Origin of the sequence: Kosakonia sp. YIM B13588, from assembly GCF_042788165.1 — a bacterium.
In the GTDB taxonomy this organism is placed as follows: Bacteria; Pseudomonadota; Gammaproteobacteria; order Enterobacterales; family Enterobacteriaceae; genus Kosakonia; species Kosakonia sacchari.
The window spans coordinates 1-21,421 of sequence record NZ_JBHZPO010000018.1 but is presented as its reverse complement, the minus strand read 5'-3'; the positions used below and the strand labels follow the sequence as shown (position 1 = coordinate 21,421).

At 53.7% G+C, this 21,421-nt stretch carries 20 protein-coding genes and 1 tRNA gene; 6 read left to right on the top strand and 15 right to left on the bottom strand.

What is annotated here, in order from left to right:
- Positions 1–191: 191 nt before the first annotated feature.
- Positions 192–1,451, bottom strand: coding sequence for a transcription termination factor Rho (rho, locus tag ACFX4U_RS22060; protein ID WP_004386383.1), 1,260 nt, complete (start codon positions 1,449–1,451; stop codon positions 192–194).
- Between the two features lie 344 nt (positions 1,452–1,795).
- Positions 1,796–2,125 (bottom strand): thioredoxin TrxA, encoded by a 330-nt coding sequence (gene trxA / locus ACFX4U_RS22055; RefSeq protein WP_017459713.1) that lies wholly within the window; start codon positions 2,123–2,125, stop codon positions 1,796–1,798.
- Positions 2,126–2,269: 144 nt separating this feature from the next.
- Between trxA and rhlB the strand changes: the two genes are divergently transcribed.
- Positions 2,270–3,538: an ATP-dependent RNA helicase RhlB gene (rhlB, locus tag ACFX4U_RS22050; RefSeq protein WP_017459712.1), complete on the top strand. Its 1,269-nt coding sequence runs from the start codon at positions 2,270–2,272 to the stop codon at positions 3,536–3,538.
- Positions 3,539–3,542: 4 nt separating this feature from the next.
- Positions 3,543–5,027 (top strand): guanosine-5'-triphosphate,3'-diphosphate diphosphatase, encoded by a 1,485-nt coding sequence (gppA, locus tag ACFX4U_RS22045; protein WP_305737461.1) that lies wholly within the window; start codon positions 3,543–3,545, stop codon positions 5,025–5,027.
- Positions 5,028–5,198: 171 nt separating this feature from the next.
- Here gppA and rep read toward each other — a convergent pair whose 3' ends face one another.
- On the bottom strand, positions 5,199–7,220 hold the full coding sequence (gene rep, locus ACFX4U_RS22040) for a DNA helicase Rep (protein WP_313508273.1): 2,022 nt from the start codon (positions 7,218–7,220) through the stop codon (positions 5,199–5,201).
- A gap of 262 nt (positions 7,221–7,482) precedes the next feature.
- Here rep and ppiC point away from each other — a divergent pair, with 262 nt between their 5' ends.
- Positions 7,483–7,764 carry a peptidylprolyl isomerase PpiC gene (gene ppiC / locus ACFX4U_RS22035; RefSeq protein WP_001140255.1) on the top strand — a complete coding sequence of 94 codons (282 nt, stop codon included), beginning with the start codon at positions 7,483–7,485 and terminating at the stop codon, positions 7,762–7,764.
- Between the two features lie 33 nt (positions 7,765–7,797).
- Here ppiC and ACFX4U_RS22030 read toward each other — a convergent pair whose 3' ends face one another.
- The 3 genes from ACFX4U_RS22030 to ilvC form a co-directional block, all read right to left on the bottom strand.
- Positions 7,798–8,163, bottom strand: a complete 366-nt coding sequence (locus ACFX4U_RS22030; protein ID WP_313508274.1) for a DUF1360 domain-containing protein — start codon at positions 8,161–8,163, stop codon at positions 7,798–7,800.
- A complete protein-coding gene (locus ACFX4U_RS22025) occupies positions 8,163–8,600 on the bottom strand; it encodes an Rrf2 family transcriptional regulator (RefSeq protein WP_313508275.1) in 438 nt (145 codons plus the stop codon). The genes ACFX4U_RS22030 and ACFX4U_RS22025 overlap by 1 nt, the downstream gene beginning before the upstream one ends.
- 158 nt (positions 8,601–8,758) lie before the next feature.
- A complete protein-coding gene (ilvC, locus tag ACFX4U_RS22020; RefSeq protein WP_380218669.1) occupies positions 8,759–10,234 on the bottom strand; it encodes a ketol-acid reductoisomerase in 1,476 nt (491 codons plus the stop codon).
- A 217-nt stretch (positions 10,235–10,451) separates the two neighbouring features.
- On the opposite strand from ilvC, the gene ilvY reads away from it, so the two are divergent.
- Positions 10,452–11,342, top strand: coding sequence for an HTH-type transcriptional activator IlvY (ilvY, locus tag ACFX4U_RS22015; protein ID WP_313508276.1), 891 nt, complete (start codon positions 10,452–10,454; stop codon positions 11,340–11,342).
- On the opposite strand, the gene ilvA is transcribed toward ilvY, so the two are convergent.
- From ilvA to ilvL, 7 genes are all read right to left on the bottom strand, one after another.
- Positions 11,339–12,883 (bottom strand): threonine ammonia-lyase, biosynthetic, encoded by a 1,545-nt coding sequence (gene ilvA, locus ACFX4U_RS22010; protein WP_305737669.1) that lies wholly within the window; start codon positions 12,881–12,883, stop codon positions 11,339–11,341. The genes ilvY and ilvA overlap by 4 nt on opposite strands.
- A 2-nt stretch (positions 12,884–12,885) precedes the next feature.
- Positions 12,886–14,736, bottom strand: coding sequence for a dihydroxy-acid dehydratase (ilvD, locus tag ACFX4U_RS22005; protein ID WP_200553534.1), 1,851 nt, complete (start codon positions 14,734–14,736; stop codon positions 12,886–12,888).
- 187 nt (positions 14,737–14,923) lie between these two features.
- A complete protein-coding gene (locus tag ACFX4U_RS22000) occupies positions 14,924–15,853 on the bottom strand; it encodes a branched-chain amino acid transaminase (RefSeq protein ID WP_020455988.1) in 930 nt (309 codons plus the stop codon).
- Between the two features lie 17 nt (positions 15,854–15,870).
- Positions 15,871–16,140: an acetolactate synthase 2 small subunit gene (ilvM, locus tag ACFX4U_RS21995; RefSeq protein ID WP_017459702.1), complete on the bottom strand. Its 270-nt coding sequence runs from the start codon at positions 16,138–16,140 to the stop codon at positions 15,871–15,873.
- The gene (gene ilvG, locus ACFX4U_RS21990) at positions 16,137–17,783 is read right to left on the bottom strand and encodes an acetolactate synthase 2 catalytic subunit (RefSeq protein ID WP_313508277.1); all 1,647 of its coding nucleotides are present in this window, start codon (positions 17,781–17,783) and stop codon (positions 16,137–16,139) included. The genes ilvM and ilvG overlap by 4 nt, the downstream gene beginning before the upstream one ends.
- A gap of 2 nt (positions 17,784–17,785) precedes the next feature.
- On the bottom strand, positions 17,786–17,836 hold the full coding sequence (ilvX, locus tag ACFX4U_RS21985; RefSeq protein WP_202819293.1) for a peptide IlvX: 51 nt from the start codon (positions 17,834–17,836) through the stop codon (positions 17,786–17,788).
- An 86-nt stretch (positions 17,837–17,922) separates the two neighbouring features.
- On the bottom strand, positions 17,923–18,021 hold the full coding sequence (gene ilvL / locus ACFX4U_RS21980; RefSeq protein ID WP_015966468.1) for an ilv operon leader peptide: 99 nt from the start codon (positions 18,019–18,021) through the stop codon (positions 17,923–17,925).
- Positions 18,022–18,339: 318 nt separating this feature from the next.
- On the opposite strand from ilvL, the gene ACFX4U_RS21975 reads away from it, so the two are divergent.
- On the top strand, positions 18,340–19,860 hold the full coding sequence (locus ACFX4U_RS21975; protein WP_313508278.1) for a YifB family Mg chelatase-like AAA ATPase: 1,521 nt from the start codon (positions 18,340–18,342) through the stop codon (positions 19,858–19,860).
- A 26-nt stretch (positions 19,861–19,886) separates the two neighbouring features.
- Here ACFX4U_RS21975 and ACFX4U_RS21970 read toward each other — a convergent pair whose 3' ends face one another.
- The gene (locus ACFX4U_RS21970; RefSeq protein WP_017459699.1) at positions 19,887–20,225 is read right to left on the bottom strand and encodes a DUF413 domain-containing protein; all 339 of its coding nucleotides are present in this window, start codon (positions 20,223–20,225) and stop codon (positions 19,887–19,889) included.
- Between the two features lie 106 nt (positions 20,226–20,331).
- Between ACFX4U_RS21970 and hdfR the strand changes: the two genes are divergently transcribed.
- On the top strand, positions 20,332–21,165 hold the full coding sequence (gene hdfR / locus ACFX4U_RS21965) for an HTH-type transcriptional regulator HdfR (RefSeq protein WP_313508279.1): 834 nt from the start codon (positions 20,332–20,334) through the stop codon (positions 21,163–21,165).
- Positions 21,166–21,261: 96 nt separating this feature from the next.
- Here the strand turns inward: hdfR and ACFX4U_RS21960 are convergent.
- Positions 21,262–21,337, bottom strand: a tRNA-Trp gene (locus tag ACFX4U_RS21960).
- Positions 21,338–21,421 lie beyond the last annotated feature (84 nt).

Below are 21,421 nucleotides of genomic sequence, written 5' to 3'. Positions count from 1 at the left end.
CCCATAAAATGAGAAAGCAGGTCGTTTACAAGCTTTATTGTCTGTTTTTCAACCGAACGAGATATTCAACAGATTTATCTATCACTCTTGAGCGGCCAGCATCGGACAGTGCCTGTCCCGGTGCATATAGCGTATAGCTCGCAAATAAAAAACGCCACGTAAAAACGTGGCGTTTCCGAGGTTTATTTATATTAAGAGCGCTTCATCATGTCGAAGAATTCATCATTGGTCTTCGTCATTGCCAGCTTGTTAATGAGGAACTCCATCGCGTCGATCTCACCCATCGGGTGAATGATTTTGCGCAGGATCCACATTTTCTGCAGCTCTTCCTGAGTGGTGAGCAGCTCTTCTTTACGCGTACCAGAACGGTTGTAATCAATCGCCGGGAAGACACGTTTTTCAGCGATTTTACGCGAGAGGTGCAGTTCCATGTTACCGGTGCCTTTAAACTCTTCGTAAATCACTTCGTCCATTTTCGAACCGGTATCAATCAGCGCGGTTGCGATAATGGTCAGGCTGCCGCCCTCTTCCACGTTACGCGCGGCACCGAAGAAGCGTTTCGGGCGGTGCAGGGCGTTCGCGTCGACACCACCGGTCAGCACCTTGCCGGAGGCCGGAACAACGGTGTTGTAAGCGCGTGCCAGGCGGGTGATGGAGTCCAGCAGAATGATAACGTCTTTCTTGTGCTCGACCAGGCGCTTGGCCTTCTCGATAACCATTTCTGCAACCTGCACGTGACGGGAAGCCGGTTCGTCAAAGGTAGAAGCAACCACTTCGCCTTTAACCAGACGTTGCATCTCGGTCACTTCTTCCGGACGCTCGTCAATCAGCAGCACCATCAGTACACAGTCAGGATGGTTGTAAGCAATGCTCTGCGCGATGTTCTGCAGCAGCATGGTTTTACCGGCTTTTGGCGGTGCGACAATCAGACCACGCTGACCGCGACCGATCGGCGACGCCAGATCCAGTACGCGTGCGGTTAAGTCTTCCGTCGAGCCATTACCACGTTCCATACGCAGACGAGAGTTCGCGTGCAGCGGCGTTAAGTTTTCGAACAGAATCTTATTGCGCGCGTTTTCCGGCTTATCGAAGTTCACCTCGTTAACTTTCAGCAATGCAAAGTAACGTTCACCTTCTTTAGGCGGGCGAATCTTACCTGAAATGGTGTCACCAGTGCGGAGGTTGAAACGGCGGATTTGGCTGGGGGATACATAGATGTCGTCGGGGCCGGCGAGGTAGGAGCTGTCTGCGGAACGGAGGAAACCAAATCCATCCTGCAGAATCTCCAGCACGCCATCGCCAAAGATATCTTCGCCACTCTTCGCGTGCTGCTTCAGGATGGCGAAAATGATGTCCTGTTTGCGCATACGGGCCAGGTTTTCCAGCCCCATATTTTCGCCGAGAGTGATCAGCTCAGAAACCGGCGTATTCTTTAATTCGGTAAGATTCATAATGGTGTGGGTTCTTAAACTCGGGGTAGATCTCGAACTTAATGTTGTGAATGGTATGGCAGGGTCATCCATGCCTGTTAACGGCCATCAACTTATGTCTGATCGGTGCCTGGTCACAGGAAAGTACGCAGAACTGAAACGATAAGACGGAATAAGTGATAAGCCCGGAATCTGTCGACTTCTCTCGCGATGGTGTTGCTCTGCGGGAAGTATCGGGGTAATGCAAGATTCAAACAACTAAAGGTATGTTCAAAACGAAGTCAAAACTAAATTAGCACGGCTGAAGCCGGGCGTCCAGCGATCCAAAAAAATTAGGACTGCTGGCACGCCGGCGGAGTCTGGGGTTACGCCAGGTTGGCGTCCAGGAACTCTTTCAGTTGGCCTTTAGACAAGGCGCCAACTTTGGTTGCTGCAACTTCGCCGTTTTTGAACAGCAGCAGGGTCGGGATGCCGCGGATGCCGTATTTCGGCGCGGTGCCCGGATTCTGGTCGATGTTCAGTTTCGCAATGGTCAGCTTGCCTTCGTACTCATCAGCGACTTCATCCAGAATCGGGGCGATCATTTTACACGGTCCACACCACTCTGCCCAGAAATCAACGAGCACAAGCCCGTCCGCTTTGAGTACATCCGTGTCAAAACTATCGTCAGTCAGGTGAATAATTTTATCGCTCATATATAACTCCACAGGAATAAGCCTGGCATGTTGGTGTAGCATAAAACAGCAACGTGTTGATGCCACAATAACCAACTAAAGGTTGACTTTATTTCACCGGATACGCTTTCGTAAAGCAATAGTAAGCTGATATTCTACCACACTATGAGCAAAACACATTTAACAGAACAGAAGTTTACCGACTTCGCCCTGCACCCAAAGGTGATCGAAGCCCTTGAAAAAAAAGGGTTTCATAATTGCACGCCTATTCAGGCTTTGGCTCTTCCGCTGACGCTGGCGGGCCGTGATGTTGCAGGTCAGGCACAAACCGGTACCGGAAAAACGATGGCGTTTTTAACGTCAACGTTTCATTATCTTCTCTCTCACCCGGCAATTGAAGACCGTAAAGTGAACCAGCCGCGCGCGATTATTATGGCGCCGACACGTGAACTCGCGGTGCAAATTCACGCCGATGCAGAACCGCTGGCGCAGACGACTGGCCTGAAACTGGGTCTGGCTTACGGCGGTGATGGCTACGACAAACAGCTGAAAGTGCTGGAAAGCGGCGTCGATATTTTAATCGGCACCACGGGTCGAATGATCGATTACACCAAACAGAACCATATTAACCTGGGCGCGATCCAGGTCGTGGTACTGGACGAAGCAGATCGTATGTACGATCTGGGCTTTATCAAAGATATCCGCTGGCTGTTCCGCCGCATGCCACCCGTGACTTCACGTTTGAACATGCTCTTCTCCGCCACGCTGTCCTACCGGGTGCGCGAGCTGGCGTTTGAGCAGATGAATAACGCTGAATACGTGGAAGTGGAGCCGGAACAAAAAACGGGCCACCGTATTAAAGAAGAGCTTTTCTACCCGTCTAACGACGAGAAAATGCGCCTGCTGCAAACGTTGATCGAAGAAGAGTGGCCAGATCGCGCCATTATCTTCGCTAACACCAAACACCGCTGTGAAGATATCTGGGGCAGCCTGGCTGCAGATGGTCATCGTGTTGGTTTGCTGACCGGTGATGTTGCGCAGAAAAAACGCCTGCGTATTCTTGATGAGTTCACGCGCGGCGATCTCGACATTCTGGTGGCGACTGACGTTGCCGCACGTGGTCTGCATATTCCTGCGGTTACACACGTCTTTAACTACGATCTGCCGGATGATTGCGAAGATTACGTTCACCGTATCGGTCGTACCGGTCGTGCTGGCGCCAGCGGTCACTCAATCAGCCTCGCCTGTGAAGAGTACGCATTGAACCTGCCGGCGATTGAGACCTATATCGGGCACTCAATTCCGGTCAGCAAATACGATCCGGATGCCCTGCTCACCGAGCTGCCGCCGCCAAAACGTCTGACACGTTCACGCTCTGGCAACGGCCCGCGCCGCAGCGGTGGCGCTCCACGTAATCGTCGTCGTTCAGGTTAAAAATATGCTCGGTTCCGCCTCGCTCTATGCCGCTATTGATCTTGGATCCAACAGTTTTCATATGCTGGTTGTGCGCGAGGTGGCGGGAAGCATTCAGACGCTTTCTCGCATCAAACGTAAAGTTCGCCTGGCTGCAGGATTAAGCCCCGATAATCGTCTTTCTCAGGAAGCGATGGAGCGAGGCTGGCAGTGCCTGCGGCTGTTTTCCGAACGTCTACAGGATATTCCCCAGGAGCAAATCCGCGTCGTAGCAACGGCCACGTTGCGCCTGGCGGTTAACGCGCAGGAATTTATCGACAAAGCGCAAGAAATCCTTGGCTGCCCGGTGCAGGTCATTAGCGGCGAGGAAGAAGCGCGGCTGATTTATCAGGGCGTTGCGCACACAACGGGTGGCGCGGATCAGCGTCTGGTGGTTGATATTGGCGGTGCCAGCACAGAGCTGGTTACCGGCACCGGGGCACAAACGACCTCTCTTTTCAGCCTGTCGATGGGCTGTGTCACATGGCTTGAGCGCTTTTTCACCGACCGAAATCTCGGACAGGAAAACTTCGCCGCCGCCGAACAGGCCGCGCGTGAGGTGCTACGCCCGGTTGCCGATGAGCTTCGCCGCCATGGCTGGAAAGTTTGTGTCGGGGCATCGGGTACGGTTCAGGCACTGCAAGAAATCATGATGGCGCAGGGCATGGATGAGCGCATCACCCTTGCGAAATTGCAGCAGCTTAAACAGCGCGCCATACAGTGTGGACGGCTTGAAGAGCTGGAAATCGAAGGCCTGACACTCGAACGCGCTTTGGTGTTCCCGAGCGGTCTGGCAATCCTTATCGCTATCTTCACCGAAATGAATATTGAAAGCATGACGCTGGCCGGTGGCGCATTACGCGAAGGTCTGGTCTACGGCATGTTGCACCTGGCGGTAGATGAAGACATTCGTAGCCGCACGCTGCGCAATATTCAACGCCGTTTTATTATCGATACCGATCAATCCCGCCGCGTGACAACGCTGGCCGGGCGGTTTGCGCAGGACGTCGCTCAAGTGTGGGAATTAGATGCGTACAGCATCGAAATTCTGAAAGTTGCCTGCGAACTGCATGAAATTGGTTTGAGCATTGAGTTTAAGCAAGCACCGCTACACGCGGCATGGCTGGTACGCAATCTCGATCTGCCAGGGTTTACCCCCGCGCAAAAGAAACTGCTCGCGACGTTGCTGCTTAATCAGACGAACGCCGTCGATCTCTCGTCACTGCATCAGCAAAACGCCGTACCGCCGCGCGTAGCCGAGCATCTTTGTCGTCTGCTTCGTCTTGCCATTATTTTTGCCAGCCGTCGTCGCGACGATCTGCTGCCGGAAATTACGGTTACCGCGCAGGGAGAGAAGCTGGTGCTGACGCTACCGCAAGGGTGGCTGGCAAGTCATCCGCTTGGCGCAGAGCTGATTGATCAGGAAAGCCAGTGGCAAAGTTACGTGCACTGGTCGCTGGAAATTCAGTAATTCTCATACGAATATAGCCCGCTCGCTGCGGGCTTTTTATTGCTCGCTGAAAACCAACGTTCCGCAGCTCTGCCGGGTTCAAACCTTACAGAGCGGGCAGACGCTTCTTTTTAACTTTTTCAGCGCGCTCTTCGAGAGCGTAATCAACGCCGCCTTCACTGAAAGCAGATTTTATTTGTCCTTCGCTTTCGCCAGCATCGCGCGAATATTCGCCACGTTAGCCTGGCCTTTATGCATGCGCTCTTCGGCGCTGACCACTTTGCGTTCCTGCTCCCAAATCAGATCGTCCTGCGGCAGTTCCAGCAGGAAGCGACTCGGCTCAGGGCGGACTAACTCACCGTACTGGCGGCGTTCTTTGCAGAGGGTGAAAATCAGCTCTTTCTGCGCACGGGTGATGCCTACATAAGCCAGCCGCCGCTCTTCATCGACGTTATCTTCATCGATACTGCTCTGGTGCGGTAATAATCCCTCTTCCATACCAACGAGGAAAACATACGGGAATTCAAGGCCTTTAGAAGCGTGCAGCGTCATCAACTGCACCTGATCGGCTTCGTCGTCGCTCTCGCCACGCTCCATCATGTCGCGCAGGGTAAAGCGCGTGACGACTTCCGCCAGCGTCATCGGCTCGTCCAGTTCGCTGCCTTCCAGCATCTCCGTCATCCAGCCGAATAGCGTGTTGACGTTTTTCATGCGCATCTCCGCCGCTTTCGGGCTGGCGGATGTTTCGAACAACCAGGACTCGTAATCGATGCCGTGAATTAAATCGCGCACTGCCGCGATAGGCTCGCGTTCCGACAAACGCTGAACCTCGCCCAGCCAGTGAGTAAACCGCGTCAGCGCATCATAGCCACGTCCGGTCAGCGTCTGATTCAGGCCAACGTCAAAGCTGGCAGCAAACAGGCTCTTATTGCGCAACATCGCCCATTCGCCCAGCTTCTGCAGCGTCGCCGAGCCAATTTCACGCTTTGGCGTATTCACGATGCGCAAAAACGCACTGTCATCATCCGTATTGGTCAGTACCCGCAAATAGGCCAGCAGATCTTTGATTTCCGGGCGCGAAAAGAACGAGGTGCCGCCGGAAATCTTGTACGGAATACGGTTTTGCATCAGGAATTTTTCGAATACTCGCGACTGGTGGTTGCCGCGATACAGGATCGCATAATCCTTATATTCGGTTTTATTCACGAAGTGGTGAGCAATCAGCTCACCGGTCACGCGCTCGGCTTCATGTTCTTCGTGGTTGGCGCTGAGCACTTTCAGCTCAGCACCGTAACCCAGCTCGGAAAAAAGCCGCTTTTCGAACACGTGTGGGTTGTTGGCGATGAGGATATTCGCCGCTTTCAGGATGCGCCCGGAAGAGCGGTAGTTTTGCTCCAGCTTAATCACCTGCAATGCCGGAAAATCCTGGCTCAGCAGCACCAGGTTTTGCGGTCGCGCCCCGCGCCACGAATAAATAGACTGGTCATCGTCACCCACGACGGTGAAGCGCGCACGCTGGCCCACTAACAGCTTTACCAGCTCATACTGGCTGGTGTTGGTGTCCTGATATTCATCCACCAGCAGATAACGGATCTTGTTCTGCCAGCGTTCGCGTACCTCTTCATTGCGCTGTAATAACAGTGTTGGCAGCAGGATCAGGTCGTCAAAATCGAGTACGTTACACGCCTTCATATGGGCGTCGTACAGACCATAGCAATGAGCAAAAATACGATCGCGTTCGCCGTTTGCGCGCGCAGCGGCCTGCGACGGTGTCAGCAGATCGTTTTTCCAGTTTGAGATCGTAGAGATCAACTGTTGCAGCACCACTTTGTCATCGTCGATCAGCCCTTCAGTCAGATCTTTCAGCAGCGCAACCTGATCGGTATCGTCAAACAGGGAAAAGTTAGATTTCATCCCTAACGCGGCGAACTCACGTTTGATGATATTCAGCCCCAGCGTATGGAACGTAGAGATCATCAATCCGCGGGCCTCTTTGCGCCCCAGCGTCTGCGCAACACGTTCTTTCATCTCGCGCGCCGCTTTGTTGGTGAAGGTTACCGCCGCGATATGTTTCGCCTGATAGCCGCAGCCACGAATCAAATGGGCGATTTTATTGGTGATCACGCGTGTTTTACCGGATCCCGCCCCCGCCAGCACCAGGCATGGTCCGGTGACAAATTCGACGGCTTGTTGTTGTCCGGGGTTTAAACGCATAAAAAATCACTCAATGAAAAGTCTGGAGGGGAAATATATACACAAAATCATTCAGGCCGTGAATCTTCAGCCGCTTACTAATGTAAGTGGTGGGATAACGAATCTGCCGGGATTCAGATTTTAACGCAGCTTACTGCGGCACCAACGGCCCTCGCATAAGTTGAACCGCAGACGCAACTCGAAGCCGGGGCAGAATGAAGATCGAAGTGTATAAACGCGTGGTAGTATAGCCAGCCTCAACAACCTCACTCAAGGCACGATCATGGCAAAAACCGCAGCAGCACTGCATATCCTTGTTAAAGAAGAGAAACTGGCACTGGATCTTCTGGAACAGATCAAAAACGGCGGCGATTTCGAAAAGCTGGCGAAAAAACACTCTATCTGCCCGTCAGGCAAAAAAGGCGGACACTTGGGCGAATTCCGTCAGGGCCAGATGGTTCCCGCGTTCGATAAAGTGGTGTTCTCCTGCCCGGTGCTGGAGCCAACCGGCCCGCTGCACACCCAGTTCGGTTACCACATCATCAAAGTGCTGTACCGCAACTAATCATTGAGCCTCTCACTCCAGAGAGGCTGTTTTTTATTTGTGCGATTGCAGCTTCTGCTGCGCGTCATGCTTCATCACATGCATACCGATCGCCGCCTGGAACACTTTAAACATCAAGCCATTAATCAACGTCGCCAGCGTAATGGTAATAAACGCCGTCATCACCCAGTCAATCAATGCAAAGCCGCTGTGCAACAGCGCAGGACGGTACACCAGCATGCCGCCAAACACCGCCCAGTGGCTCAGACAATAGAAACACTGAAACAAGTGCCCTATCATTGCATTTTTTTTCACCGTCCATTCACGAAAAGCCGCAAATAGCTCCGTTTGCGTCACCGTTATTGAAATGCTGCTGGCAGCCAGCGCAATCATCAGGCAGGTGATTAAATCTGCAATCATCAGTGGTGCCCCTTTTCGTTGAAGTAACTGATAAATTCCGCGCCGACATCTTGTAGCGTCAGGTTTTTAAAACGTTCAAGCATCAGCGATTGAGCGTCGGCAAGCGTCGATGACATCACCCGGTTCACCCCTTGTTCAACCAGACATTCGGGGTTCTCGTTACGATTACCCAATGCGAACAGCGCAGGCGATCCCAGTGCAATGTAGATGTCATAGAGAGTGACATGACTGGCGGAGCGACAAAGCCGCCAGCCGCCGTGGTGCCCTTTGGTCGCGCAGACAATCTGCTTTTCCCGTAACCCGGCGAGCAGTTTGCGAATAAACGCAGGATTGCCGTCGATGTACTCAGCCATCTGTTCCGATGTCATCGGTTTATCGGCCTGTTCCATATGGAGCAGGATGTGCAATGTCGCGGAGAAGGAGTTATTTATTTTCATGTAACTTACGATATTACATAAAGACAAATTCAACAAGACAAATAGGCAAAAAAGATCGCGTCCATTGCCGCGCATAAAAAAGCCCGGAAGCGCTAACGCCTCCGGGCTTAAATTTTTCGATGAACGTCGGCTTGTCGCTACCGAAAGATGATGCGGAATTAACTCGCGACGGCGATACGTTTCATATCCGTCATATAACCGCGCAGTTTCTGGCCCACTTTCTCGATTTCGTGGCTGCGAATCGCATCATTCACATCGCGCAGCTGTGCGTTATCTACCGCGCCTTCAGCAATCGCTTTACCCAAATCGCCCGTTTGCAGCGTAGTCATAAACTCTTTCAGCAGCGGTACGCAAGCGTAAGAGAACAAGTAGTTGCCGTACTCTGCGGTATCGGAAATCACCACGTTCATTTCATACAGACGTTTACGCGCGATGGTATTGGCAATCAGCGGCAGTTCATGCAGCGATTCATAGTAAGCGGACTCTTCGATAATGCCGGATGCCACCATGGTTTCGAACGCAAGTTCAACACCCGCTTTCACCATCGCAATCATCAGCACGCCTTTATCAAAGTACTCCTGCTCGCTGATTTTGCCTTCAAACTGCGGTGCGGTTTCGAACGCGGTTTTACCGGTTTCTTCACGCCAGGTCAGCAGTTTCTTATCGTCATTGGCCCAGTCAGCCATCATGCCGGAAGAGAACTCACCGGAGATGATGTCGTCCATATGTTTCTGGAACAGCGGCGCCATAATACCTTTCAGCTGTTCTGACAGCGCGTAAGCACGCAGTTTCGCCGGGTTGGACAAGCGATCCATCATCAGCGTGATACCGCCCTGTTTCAGCGCTTCGGTGATGGTTTCCCAACCGAACTGAATCAGTTTTTCTGCGTAAGCCGGGTCAGTACCTTTCGCCACCAGCTTGTCGAAGCACAGCAGGGAACCCGCCTGCAGCATGCCGCAGAGGATGGTCTGCTCGCCCATCAGGTCAGATTTCACTTCCGCAACGAAAGAGGACTCCAGAACGCCCGCCCGGTGACCACCGGTTGCCGCAGCCCAGGCTTTAGCAATCGCCATCCCTTCACCTTTCGGGTCATTTTCCGGGTGGACGGCGATCAGGGTCGGAACGCCGAAACCGCGTTTGTACTCTTCACGCACTTCAGTGCCAGGGCACTTCGGCGCCACCATCACAACGGTGATATCTTTACGGATCTGCTCACCCACTTCCACGATGTTGAAGCCGTGAGAGTAACCCAGTGCCGCGCCGTCTTTCATCAGCGGCTGCACGGAACGCACAACGTCAGAGTGCTGTTTGTCCGGCGTCAGGTTCACGACCAGGTCCGCCTGCGGGATCAGCTCTTCATACGTGCCGACTTTAAAACCGTTTTCGGTCGCTTTGCGCCAGGACGCGCGTTTTTCCGCAATGGCTTCTTTACGCAGCGCGTAAGAGATATCCAGACCGGAGTCGCGCATGTTCAGGCCCTGGTTCAGGCCCTGAGCGCCGCAGCCGACGATGACCACTTTTTTACCCTGAAGGTAGCTTGCGCCATCGGCAAATTCGTCACGCGCCATAAAGCGGCATTTGCCCAGCTGCGCCAGCTGCTGGCGCAGGTTCAGTGTATTAAAGTAGTTAGCCATTTGAGACCTCGTCGTGTGATGTTGTGTTGTGCCGTTCTTCTTTTGCGCTAACGCGTTGGATTTTCTGTTGCGCAAATTATTCAGGGCAATATTTATTGTTCAGTTCGCTGAATCGCGAGATTGAACCCACTATATGACAGGAAATGCGTTGCTTAAATTGATATATTAACAATGTCACATTGCAATTTTTGCAATGTAAATTTGTGGAGTCTGTCTCATGGATTTACGCGATCTGAAAACATTCCTGCATCTGGCCGAAAGCCGCCATTTTGGCCGCAGCGCGCGCGCCATGCATGTCAGTCCCTCCACGCTTTCGCGACAAATCCAGCGGCTGGAAGAAGATCTTGGGCAGCCGCTGTTTGTGCGCGATAACCGTACCGTCACGCTGACAGAAGCGGGCGAAGAGTTACGCGTTTTCGCGCAGCAAACGTTATTGCAGTATCAGCAATTGCGCCACACCATCGACCAGCAAGGCCCGTCGCTCTCCGGTGAGCTGCATCTTTTCTGTTCCGTTACCGCGGCTTACAGCCATTTGCCGCCAATTCTCGATCGCTTTCGCGCAGAGCATCCGTCGGTAGAGATCAAACTCACCACTGGAGATGCCGCCGATGCGATGGAAAAAGTGGCCACCGGCGAAGCGGATCTGGCCATTGCCGGGAAACCGGAAACGCTGCCCGGCGCGGTAGCGTTTTCGATGCTGGAAAACCTGGCCGTGGTGCTGATAGCACCTGCGCTTCCCTGCCCGGTACGTACCCAGGTTTCGCAGCCCGAACCGGACTGGTCAACCGTGCCGTTTATCATGGCGGATCAAGGCCCGGTGCGCCGCCGTATCGAGCTGTGGTTCCGCCGCCACAAAATCAGCAACCCGTCGATTTACGCCACCGTCGGTGGTCACGAAGCAATGGTGTCGATGGTCGCGCTCGGTTGCGGCGTGGCGCTAATCCCGGAAGTGGTGCTGGAAAACAGCCCGGAGCCGGTGCGCAACCGCGTGATGATCCTTGAACGCAGCGATGAGAAAACGCCGTTTGAGCTTGGCGTGTGTGTACAAAAAAAGCGGCTCTATGAGCCGCTTATTGATGCGTTCTGGAAAATCCTGCCAAACAACTAACCGGCAAGGAAAAAGCGGAACGCCGGGTTATTTGTTTCGTCGTGGCACTCGTAGCCCAGCTCGTTGAGCCGGGTTTCGAAATCCGGCTCATGCTCGCCCAGTTCAAATGCGGCCAGAACGCGCCCATAATCGGTACCGTGGCTACGGTAATGGAACAATGAAATATTCCAGTGCGTACCGAGCGTATGCAGGAATTTCAGCAGCGCGCCGGGCGATTCCGGGAACTCAAAACTGTACAGACGTTCACGCAGCGGTTTTGACGGTCGCCCGCCGACCATGTAACGCACGTGCAGTTTCGCCATCTCATCGTCGGAAAGATCCACGACGCTATAACCGCCTTCGTTCAGCAGCGCGAGGATCTCTTTGCGCTCTTCCAGCCCGCGGCTTAAACGTACACCGACAAAAATGCAGGCATCTTTGGCATCGGCAAAGCGATAGTTAAACTCGGTAACGGAGCGCCCGCCCAACAACTGGCAGAACTTCAGGAAGCTACCTTTCTCTTCCGGAATGGTCACCGCCAGCAGCGCTTCCCGCTGCTCGCCCAGCTCGCAACGCTCAGAAACATAACGTAAGCCGTGGAAATTGACGTTCGCGCCGGAAAGTACATGCGCCAGCCGTTCGCCGCGAATGTTGTGTTTAGCGATGTATTTTTTCATCCCCGCCAGCGCCAGCGCGCCGGACGGTTCCGCCACCGCGCGGACATCTTCGAACAGATCTTTCATCGCCGCGCAAATCGCATCGCTATCGACGGTGATGATATCGTCGAGATACGCCTGGCACAGGCGGAAGGTTTCGTTACCAATGCGTTTTACCGCCACGCCTTCGGCAAACAAGCCCACGCGCGGTAGCTCGACCGGATGACCCGCATCCAGCGCCGCTTTCAGGCACGCGGAGTCTTCCGCTTCCACCGCAATCACTTTGATTTGCGGCATCAGCTGTTTAATCAACACTGCCACGCCCGCCGCTAAACCGCCGCCGCCGACCGGCACGAAAACCCGATCGATATGTGCGTCCTGTTGCAGCAACTCCAGTGCCAGCGTGCCCTGCCCGGCGATCACCATCGGGTGATCAAACGGCGGCACAAAGGTGAAACCTTGTTGTTCGGCCAGTTCAATGGCTTTCGCTTTCGCTTCGTCGAAGTTGGCACCGTGCAGCAGCACTTCGCCACCAAAGCCGCGCACCGCATCCACTTTGATATCCGCAGTGGCAACCGGCATCACAATCAGCGATTTGATACCCAGGCGCGTCGATGACATCGCCACGCCCTGCGCATGGTTGCCCGCAGAAGCAGTAATCACACCGTGCGCTTTCTGCTCAGGCGTCAGCCCGGCAATCATTGCGTACGCGCCACGCAGCTTAAAGCTGTGCACTGGCTGGCGGTCTTCGCGCTTCACCAGGATCACGTTGTCGAGACGCGAAGAGAGCTTCTCCATTTTTTGCAGCGGCGTTACCTGCGCCGCTTCGTAAACCGGCGCGCGCAGCACCGCTCTCAGATACTCCGCTCCTTCGGGAGCGGCTGAGAGGGGTTGAGATTCGGCCATCATTAACCCCCAAGTTTGGATTTATCGCGAACCGCGCCTTTATCCGCACTGGTCGCGAGGCTGGCATAAGCGCGCAGCGCGAAGGAGACCTGACGCTCACGGTCAACCGGTGTCCAGGCTTTATCACCACGGGCTTCCTGTGCTTCACGGCGCGCCGCCAGTTCACGGTCGCTCAGTTGCAGTTGAATGCTACGGCTCGGAATATCGATAGCAATGATATCGCCGTCTTCAATCAGACCGATATTGCCGCCGCTTGCCGCCTCCGGGGAAACATGGCCGATAGACAAACCCGATGTTCCGCCGGAGAAACGCCCGTCGGTGATCAGCGCACACGCTTTGCCGAGGCCCATCGATTTCAGGAAGCTGGTTGGGTAGAGCATTTCCTGCATCCCCGGCCCGCCTTTCGGCCCTTCGTAGCGAATCACCACCACATCGCCAGCGACAACTTTACCGCCGAGAATGGCTTCCACCGCCGCATCCTGGCTTTCATACACTTTCGCCGGGCCGGTGAATTTCAGGTTGCTGTCATCAACGCCTGCGGTTTTGACGATACAGCCGTTTTCCGCAAAGTTACCGTACAGTACCGCCAGACCACCGTCCTGGCTGTAAGCGTGCTCCAGCGAACGGATGCAGCCTTCAGCGCGATCGTCATCCAGCGTGTCCCAGCGGCAATTCTGCGAGAACGCCTGCGTGGTGCGGATGCCCGCCGGACCTGCGCGGAACATGGTTTTCACCGCGTCGTCTTTGGTCAGCATCACGTCGTACTGCTCAAGGGTTTGCGGCAGCGTCAGACCGAGCACGTTTTTCACGTCACGGTTCAACAAGTTAGCGCGATCCAGCTCACCCAGGATGCCCAGCACGCCACCGGCGCGGTGCACATCTTCCATATGATATTTCTGCGTACTCGGCGCGACTTTACACAGCTGCGGAACTTTGCGGGACAGCTTATCGATATCACTCATGGTGAAATCAATTTCCGCTTCCTGCGCGGCGGCCAGCAGATGCAGAACGGTGTTAGTGGAGCCGCCCATGGCGATATCCAGCGTCATGGCGTTCTCGAACGCCGCTTTGCTGGCAATAGAACGCGGCAGCGCGCTGGTGTCATCCTGCTCGTAATAGCGTTTGGTCAGCTCAACAATGCGTTTGCCCGCGTTGATAAACAGATCCTTGCGGTCAGCATGGGTCGCCAGCAGCGAGCCATTACCCGGCTGCGACAGCCCCAGCGCTTCGGTCAGACAGTTCATCGAGTTGGCGGTGAACATGCCGGAGCAGGAGCCGCAAGTTGGGCAGGCGGAACGTTCTACCTGATCGCTCTGATCGTCAGAGACTTTCGGATCTGCGCCCTGAATCATCGCATCCACCAGATCGAGTTTGATTATCTGATTGGAGAGTTTTGTTTTCCCGGCTTCCATCGGGCCGCCGGAGACGAAAATCACCGGAATATTCAACCGCAGAGAGGCCATCAACATCCCTGGGGTGATTTTGTCGCAGTTGGAAATACACACCATCGCGTCAGCGCAGTGGGCATTGACCATATATTCAACGGAATCGGCAATCAGCTCGCGGGAAGGCAGTGAGTAAAGCATGCCGCCGTGGCCCATGGCGATGCCATCATCAACGGCGATGGTGTTGAACTCTTTCGCCACGCCGCCTGCGGCTTCGATTTGCTCCGCAACCAGCTTACCAAGATCGCGCAAGTGAACGTGGCCCGGCACGAACTGGGTAAACGAGTTCACGACGGCGATAATCGGCTTGCCGAAATCGGCGTCGGTCATCCCGGTTGCGCGCCACAGCGCGCGGGCACCCGCCATATTGCGCCCGTGGGTGGTGGTGGCGGAACGGTACTTAGGCATGCTCTTTTACTCCCGTCTATCTTGTCGATGGGGTGGTGCGTGCCATCCCATATTTATTTGCTACACCCTAAATAATTCGGGTTGTAGGAAGGCGGCAAGCGAGCGAATCCCCGGGATCTTACATAAGTAAGTGACTGGGGTGAACGAGTGCGGCCAACACACCTACAACCTGAAGTATGACGGGTATTTATGGATTAACTTGATCCAACCAGCCCCATTTATCTTCCGTTTCACCGGTGAAGAGGCCAAAGAATGCTTGCTGAATACGTTTAGTGACCGGGCCGCAACGACCTTCGCCAACCTGAATACCGTCGACGCTGCGTACCGGCGTGATCTCCGCTGCGGTACCGGACATAAACACTTCATCCGCCAGATACAGCGATTCGCGGGACAGCACTTGCTCGCGAACTTCGATATTCAGCTCTTTCGCCAGCTTGATGATCGCATCGCGGGTGATACCCGGCAGGGCAGAAGAGGTGAACGGCGGCGTGAACAGGATGCCGTCTTTTACTTCAAACAGGTTTTCGCCTGCACCTTCAGAGATGTAGCCGTTAACATCCAGCGCAATCCCTTCCTGGTAGCCGTGACGGCGCGCTTCGCTGCCAACAAGCAGGGAAGAGAGGTAGTTACCGCCCGCTTTCGCGGCTGTCGGGATGGTGTTCGGCGCGACGCGGTTCCAGGAAGAAACCATCGCGTCGATCCCCTGATCCAGTGCTTCCGCACCGAGGTAAGCGCCCCACGGGAACGCGGCGATGATCACATCAGTGGTGTAGCCCGCCGGAGGGTTAACGCCCATGCCAACATCGCCCACAAACACCAGCGGACGAATATAGGCGCTGGTCAGATTGTTTTTGCGGATCACTGCGCGGCAGGCTTCCATCAGCTCATCAACACTCTGAGATACCGGGAAACGATAGATTTTGGCGGAATCGCGCAGACGTTGCATATGTTCACGATGGCGGAAGACTACCGGACCTTTGTGCGAGTCATAGCAACGGATACCTTCAAATACGGAGGTGCCGTAATGCAGCGCGTGGGACATCACGTGGACTTTTGCATCTTCCCAACGAACCATCTCGCCATTAGACCAAATGTAGTCTGCTTTTTTCGTCGTCATTATTCTTCCTTTTGCGCTTACGCGCGGATTTGTTGTGATTGTGATGATGTGGCACGCTGGCGGATATCAACCCGGGCAACGTCAACAAGTTTGCTTAACTGGCTAAACAGTAATTCGACAGGCCGCGGGCTGGCAACGGTCAATTCGATATTTATGTTCCGTGCATCACTGGCGGTTTCCATATTCATGGCACACACCTGAAAGCCACGGTGGCGCACCACACGCAGTACGCGTTCTAATGTTTCCGGATTGAAGCGGGCCTCAACGGCAACCTGATGTTGCATCATGATAATTTCTCCAGCATTTGTGAGTTACTGGCGCCGGGCGGCACCAACGGCCAGACATTCTCAAGTTCATCGATTGAGACATGAAGCAGGTATGGCCCCGGGCTCGTGAGCATCGTGTCGAGTGCCGCTTCAACCTGGTCTTTTCGGGTGATGTGCTGGCCGGGGATGCCAAAAGCGCTGGCCAGCGTGAGGAAATCGGGGTTATCAGTCAGGGTGGTTTCGCTATACCGCTCGTTGAAGAATAACTGCTGCCACTGGCGAACCATCCCTAAACGCTGGTTGTCCAGTAAGACAATCTTCAGCGGTAATTGCTTACGTTTAACGGTGCCGAGCTCCTGAACATTCATCATGAAGGAGCCGTCACCGGAGATACAGATTACCGTATCGTCCGGGCGGGCAACCTGCGCGCCAACAGCGGCCGGCAAACCAAAACCCATCGTGCCTAATCCACTGGAGGTAATGAAATCTTCCGGGCGGCTGAAACACAGATGTTGCGCCGCCCACATCTGATGCTGGCCAACGTCGGTAGTGACTACGCTGTTTTCCGGTTTGCGATCGGAGAGCTGTTTTAACAACAGCGGCGCATAAATAGCTTCGCCTGGATGATCGTAACGCCAGGCGTGTTCGCGACGCAGATCCGCGCTGTATTGACGCCATGCATCAATTGCCAGCGGCTGTTGCAGCGCAGGCAGCAACGCATTTAAATCGCCCTGCAACGCAACGTGCGCCTGGCGCAGTTTGCTCATTTCCGCCGGGTCGATATCCATATGGATCACTTTGGCGTTCGGCGCGAAGGTATTCTGCTTGCCGGTCACGCGATCGTCAAAGCGAGCGCCAACGGCAATCAGCAAGTCGCACTCCTGCACGGCAAAATTCGCGGCTTTCGTACCGTGCATCCCCAGCATGCCAAGATAGTAAGCATAATCGGCTTCCACCGCGCCCAGCCCTTTCAGCGTGCAAGTAACTGGCATTTGCGTCACGCTCAGAAACTCACGCAGCACCGGAACCGCCTGCGCCATGCCAACACCACCGCCAACGTACAGCATCGGTTTTGTTGCCTGCGAGAGCATCTGCACGGCCTGTTCAACTTCAGCCTGCGGGAAATAATGCTCATCGTCGACAGTCGCGAACCAGGGATCCAGATCGCCTACAGCCAGTTGAATGTCTTTCGGAATATCAACCAGAACCGGGCCAGGGCGGCCAGAATTTGCCACGTAGAAAGCCTCAGCCATGACACGCGGTAATTCTTCCAGCGATTCAACCAGAAAGCTGTGCTTCGTGCAGGCGAGGGATAAACCCAATACGTCCACTTCCTGAAACGCGTCGGTGCCAATAAGTGGAGCTGCAACCTGACCGGTAATGGCAACAACCGGAACGGAATCTAATAATGCGTCAGCAAGACCGGTGATCAGATTCGTCGCACCCGGGCCGGAAGTGGCGATACAAACGCCGGTCTTACCGGTGGCGCGAGCATAGCCGATAGCGGCCATCGCCGCGCCCTGCTCGTGCCGGCAAAGTAGGTGTTCCACGCCGCCGTCATACAATGCATCGTAAACCGGCATAATTGCGCCGCCCGGATAGCCGAAGACGATATCGACTTTCTGCGCTCGCAACGCATGTACTACCCACTGTGCACCATTCATAGTCAGTTCCCCGCCGGATATCGGGAGAAACAGAATTTTGTGCTGCTACTCATTCTTTGCTCCTCGTTTATGTTTTTAGGTCATAAAAAAACCCCCGGACCTTTCGGTGCGGGGGTCTTAGTTCGTTAAGGCTTGTTTTTTAAGCCTTTCCTCGTCCAAGTGCAGCCCCGCACGGTGGGATAATAATCACCACCACGCTAATCACAACCAGGCTAATCACTCGTAGAAGGGCTTTCATTTGTGTTCGTTCTTGCTTCATGTTCGAAGGAATGCCTAAAGAGGTAACACAGATTTAAGACAAGAAACAAGAAAAATTTATGACGCAGTTTGCGGCCGCACCGACAAATTGACAAAAAATGTTTGTTTTATATAGAGAAAAGTCTTAATGAAAATTTCTCACACCTCGCAGTCGTGATAAAACGCTGCGATCAACATTCCAACACGATGAAATAAGTGACTAATTGCAGCGAAATTCAGGAAACGTGCGCGCAAAAACAGCTTTCCGAGAATGAAAAACGATAACCAAAACAGATAATGTCTGCGAAAAGGAGAGCCTATGGCATTGTCTGTAATTTTTACGCGAGCGGCGTTAGGCGTGACGGCCCCCCTGGTTACCGTTGAAGTGCATATCAGTAATGGGCTGCCGGGGCTGACTATTGTCGGGCTACCGGAAACCACGGTTAAAGAAGCACGCGATCGTGTTCGTAGCGCCATTATCAACAGCGGATATGAATTCCCGGCGAAACGGATCACGATCAACCTGGCACCTGCGGATCTACCCAAAGAAGGTGGACGATATGATTTACCCATCGCTATCGCGCTTCTGTCCGCTTCTGAGCAGCTAACGGCATCAGAACTGAGTCGTTATGAGTTTGTCGGCGAACTTGCCCTTACAGGCTCATTACGCGGGGTTCCCGGCGCCATCTCTTCTGTCATTGAAGCGGTAAAAGCCAACAGGCGCATTGTTATTGCCAGAGAAAACGAAGCTGAAGCTAGCCTTACAGAAACACAGGAGTGTCTGGTTGCCGACCATTTACAGGAAGTGTGTGCGTTTCTGGAAGGAAAACAGGCACTAGCTTCACCTGTCCCCTTTTGTGGCAGCCAGGAGGCCTACAGTGAGGATTTAAGCGATGTTATTGGGCAGGAACAAGGGAAGCGCGCACTGGAAATCACTGCGGCAGGTGGACATAACCTGTTGTTAATAGGACCTCCGGGCACGGGCAAGACCATGCTGGCTAGTCGATTGGGGGGATTGTTGCCGCCATTGAATAACCAGGAGGCGCTGGAAAGTGCGGCCATTATGAGCGTGGTAAATTCAGCAGCACTCTCTCGTCACTGGCGCAGACGCCCATTCAGAGCGCCGCATCACAGTGCTTCACTAGCGGCGCTTGTCGGCGGCGGCTCCATACCCGGTCCGGGGGAGATTTCATTGGCGCATAATGGTGTTCTATTTCTGGATGAATTACCGGAATTTGAACGCCGTGTGCTGGATGCACTCCGCGAACCTATTGAATCCGGACAAATCCATCTCTCGCGGGCAAGGGCCAAAGTTACCTATCCCGCACGTTTCCAGTTAATCGCCGCCATGAACCCGAGCCCGACCGGACATTACCGGGGAAACCATAACCGCTCGACACCGGAGCAAACGCTGCGCTATTTGGGAAAGCTATCAGGCCCTTTTCTCGATCGCTTCGATCTCTCGCTTGAAATCCCCCTGCTTGCACCGGGGTTGATGAGCCAGCAACAGCATAAAGGTGAAAGCAGCGAAACAGTACGCTTACGGGTTATTCAGGCTCGGGCACGGCAATACCAGCGGCAGAATAAACTCAACGCACGTCTGGACAGTAGCGAAACGAAACAGCTTTGTATACTTACCAGAGAAGACGGGAACTGGCTGGAAGAGACGTTAACACGGCTGGGATTGTCGGTACGGGCCTGGCAACGCCTGTTGAGAGTTGCACGAACGATAGCCGATCTTGAAGAAGAGCCAGCGATCCAGCGAGCGCACCTGCAGGAAGCGTTAAGTTATCGCGCAATCGACAGACTACTGATTCATTTGCAAAAGATGCTGATGTAAAAAAAGGGGCCTTAGCCCCTTTTCTCTTAATCTTCGGAATCCGTATAGTCTTCCGCGCCTTCCATTTGTGGTTTCCCACCTGAAAGGGTGTGAAAGCGTTTCGGACGCTTAATGCGTGCCATATATTTGATCCAGACGCGTTCAGCTTCGGTGTCTGGCTCACGCTCTCCACGGCACACTGCAACGAATTGCGTTTCTTCTGCAGTCACTGGTTCACGCTTACCGAGTTCCAGCTCGTTAAAAGCATAACCATGGCGCTCAAGCAGTTGCGCCTCTTTGATGGTGAAGTCACCGTGGCGAGAGAACCCGCGCGGATAATTCTTATTGTCGAAAAAACGATTCGTCGTCGTAAAGCTTTCCGCCATCCTGCACGCTCCTAATTCTTTGGCCGAGCTATTTATGGCGCGGAGTATTAGTTACGCTTGACAGAGTGTAAAACAAAACATTTAAATCATTACGACAAATATTTTTGTGGAGAAAACTGTGGATACGGAATTATTAAAAACTTTCCTCGAAGTTAGCAGGACTCGTCACTTCGGTCGTGCAGCCGAAGCACTCTATCTGACCCAGTCCGCGGTGAGTTTTCGTATTCGCCAGTTAGAGAACCAACTTGGGGTTAATCTCTTTACACGCCATCGCAACAATATCCGCCTGACAGCAGCGGGCGAAAAGCTGCTGCCGTATGCGGAAACATTGATGAGCACCTGGCAAGCAGCAAGAAAGGAAGTGGCGCACACATCGCGACACCACCAATTTTCAATTGGGGCCAGCGCATCCCTGTGGGAATGCATGCTTAGCGATTGGTTAACCCGGCTGTATAACCTGCAAGGGAACCTTCAGTTCGAAGCACGAATTGCACAACGGCAATCATTGGTTAAACAGCTACATGAACGGCAACTGGATCTGCTGATCACGACTGAAACGCCGAAGATGGATGAATTTAGCAGCCAGTTGCTCGGCCATTTCACACTTGCGCTTTATTGCGCAACCCCCGAAAAGAGCAAGTCAGAATTGAATTACCTGCGCCTCGAATGGGGTCCGGATTTTCAGCAGCATGAGGCGGAGTTAATCGCCAGTGATGACGTGCCAACATTGACGACCAGTTCAGCAGAAGTGGCGCATCAGCAATTACCGCAGCTCAATGGCTGCACCTGGCTGCCTGTCTCATGGGCAGAGCAAAAAGAGGAGTTATATCCAGTTGCTGACACGACAATGCTTTCTCGTCCACTTTATGCAATTTGGCTGCAGAATAGCGATAAACAGAATCAGATACGTGATCTTTTGAAAATCAAAGTGATTGATTGAATATTTTTGGCAAGGATGCCATGCGAGAGATTATTTATAGCTTGGGCACTGAAAAAGAAGCAAAAAAAATCCTTAGCAGATGCTAAGGATTATTTCTGGCAGGGGCGGAGGGACTCGAACCCCCAACACCCGGTTTTGGAGACCGGTGCTCTACCAATTGAACTACGCCCCTAATAAGGGTGGCGGAACGGACGGGACTCGAACCCGCGACCCCCTGCGTGACAGGCAGGTATTCTAACCGACTGAACTACCGCTC

What these genes read in the sequence shown, in the direction of transcription:
- rho (WP_004386383.1), bottom strand. Translation starts at nt 1,451, where the DNA reads ATGAATCTTACCGAATTAAAGAATACGCCGGTTTCTGAGCTGATCACT.
- trxA (WP_017459713.1), bottom strand. Translation starts at nt 2,125, where the DNA reads ATGAGCGATAAAATTATTCACCTGACTGACGATAGTTTTGACACGGAT.
- rhlB (WP_017459712.1), top strand. Translation starts at nt 2,270, where the DNA reads ATGAGCAAAACACATTTAACAGAACAGAAGTTTACCGACTTCGCCCTG.
- gppA (WP_305737461.1), top strand. Translation starts at nt 3,543, where the DNA reads ATGCTCGGTTCCGCCTCGCTCTATGCCGCTATTGATCTTGGATCCAAC.
- rep (WP_313508273.1), bottom strand. Translation starts at nt 7,220, where the DNA reads ATGCGTTTAAACCCCGGACAACAACAAGCCGTCGAATTTGTCACCGGA.
- ppiC (WP_001140255.1), top strand. Translation starts at nt 7,483, where the DNA reads ATGGCAAAAACCGCAGCAGCACTGCATATCCTTGTTAAAGAAGAGAAA.
- ACFX4U_RS22030 (WP_313508274.1), bottom strand. Translation starts at nt 8,163, where the DNA reads ATGATTGCAGATTTAATCACCTGCCTGATGATTGCGCTGGCTGCCAGC.
- ACFX4U_RS22025 (WP_313508275.1), bottom strand. Translation starts at nt 8,600, where the DNA reads ATGAAAATAAATAACTCCTTCTCCGCGACATTGCACATCCTGCTCCAT.
- ilvC (WP_380218669.1), bottom strand. Translation starts at nt 10,234, where the DNA reads ATGGCTAACTACTTTAATACACTGAACCTGCGCCAGCAGCTGGCGCAG.
- ilvY (WP_313508276.1), top strand. Translation starts at nt 10,452, where the DNA reads ATGGATTTACGCGATCTGAAAACATTCCTGCATCTGGCCGAAAGCCGC.
- ilvA (WP_305737669.1), bottom strand. Translation starts at nt 12,883, where the DNA reads ATGGCCGAATCTCAACCCCTCTCAGCCGCTCCCGAAGGAGCGGAGTAT.
- ilvD (WP_200553534.1), bottom strand. Translation starts at nt 14,736, where the DNA reads ATGCCTAAGTACCGTTCCGCCACCACCACCCACGGGCGCAATATGGCG.
- ACFX4U_RS22000 (WP_020455988.1), bottom strand. Translation starts at nt 15,853, where the DNA reads ATGACGACGAAAAAAGCAGACTACATTTGGTCTAATGGCGAGATGGTT.
- ilvM (WP_017459702.1), bottom strand. Translation starts at nt 16,140, where the DNA reads ATGATGCAACATCAGGTTGCCGTTGAGGCCCGCTTCAATCCGGAAACA.
- ilvG (WP_313508277.1), bottom strand. Translation starts at nt 17,783, where the DNA reads ATGAATGGTGCACAGTGGGTAGTACATGCGTTGCGAGCGCAGAAAGTC.
- ilvL (WP_015966468.1), bottom strand. Translation starts at nt 18,021, where the DNA reads ATGAAAGCCCTTCTACGAGTGATTAGCCTGGTTGTGATTAGCGTGGTG.
- ACFX4U_RS21975 (WP_313508278.1), top strand. Translation starts at nt 18,340, where the DNA reads ATGGCATTGTCTGTAATTTTTACGCGAGCGGCGTTAGGCGTGACGGCC.
- ACFX4U_RS21970 (WP_017459699.1), bottom strand. Translation starts at nt 20,225, where the DNA reads ATGGCGGAAAGCTTTACGACGACGAATCGTTTTTTCGACAATAAGAAT.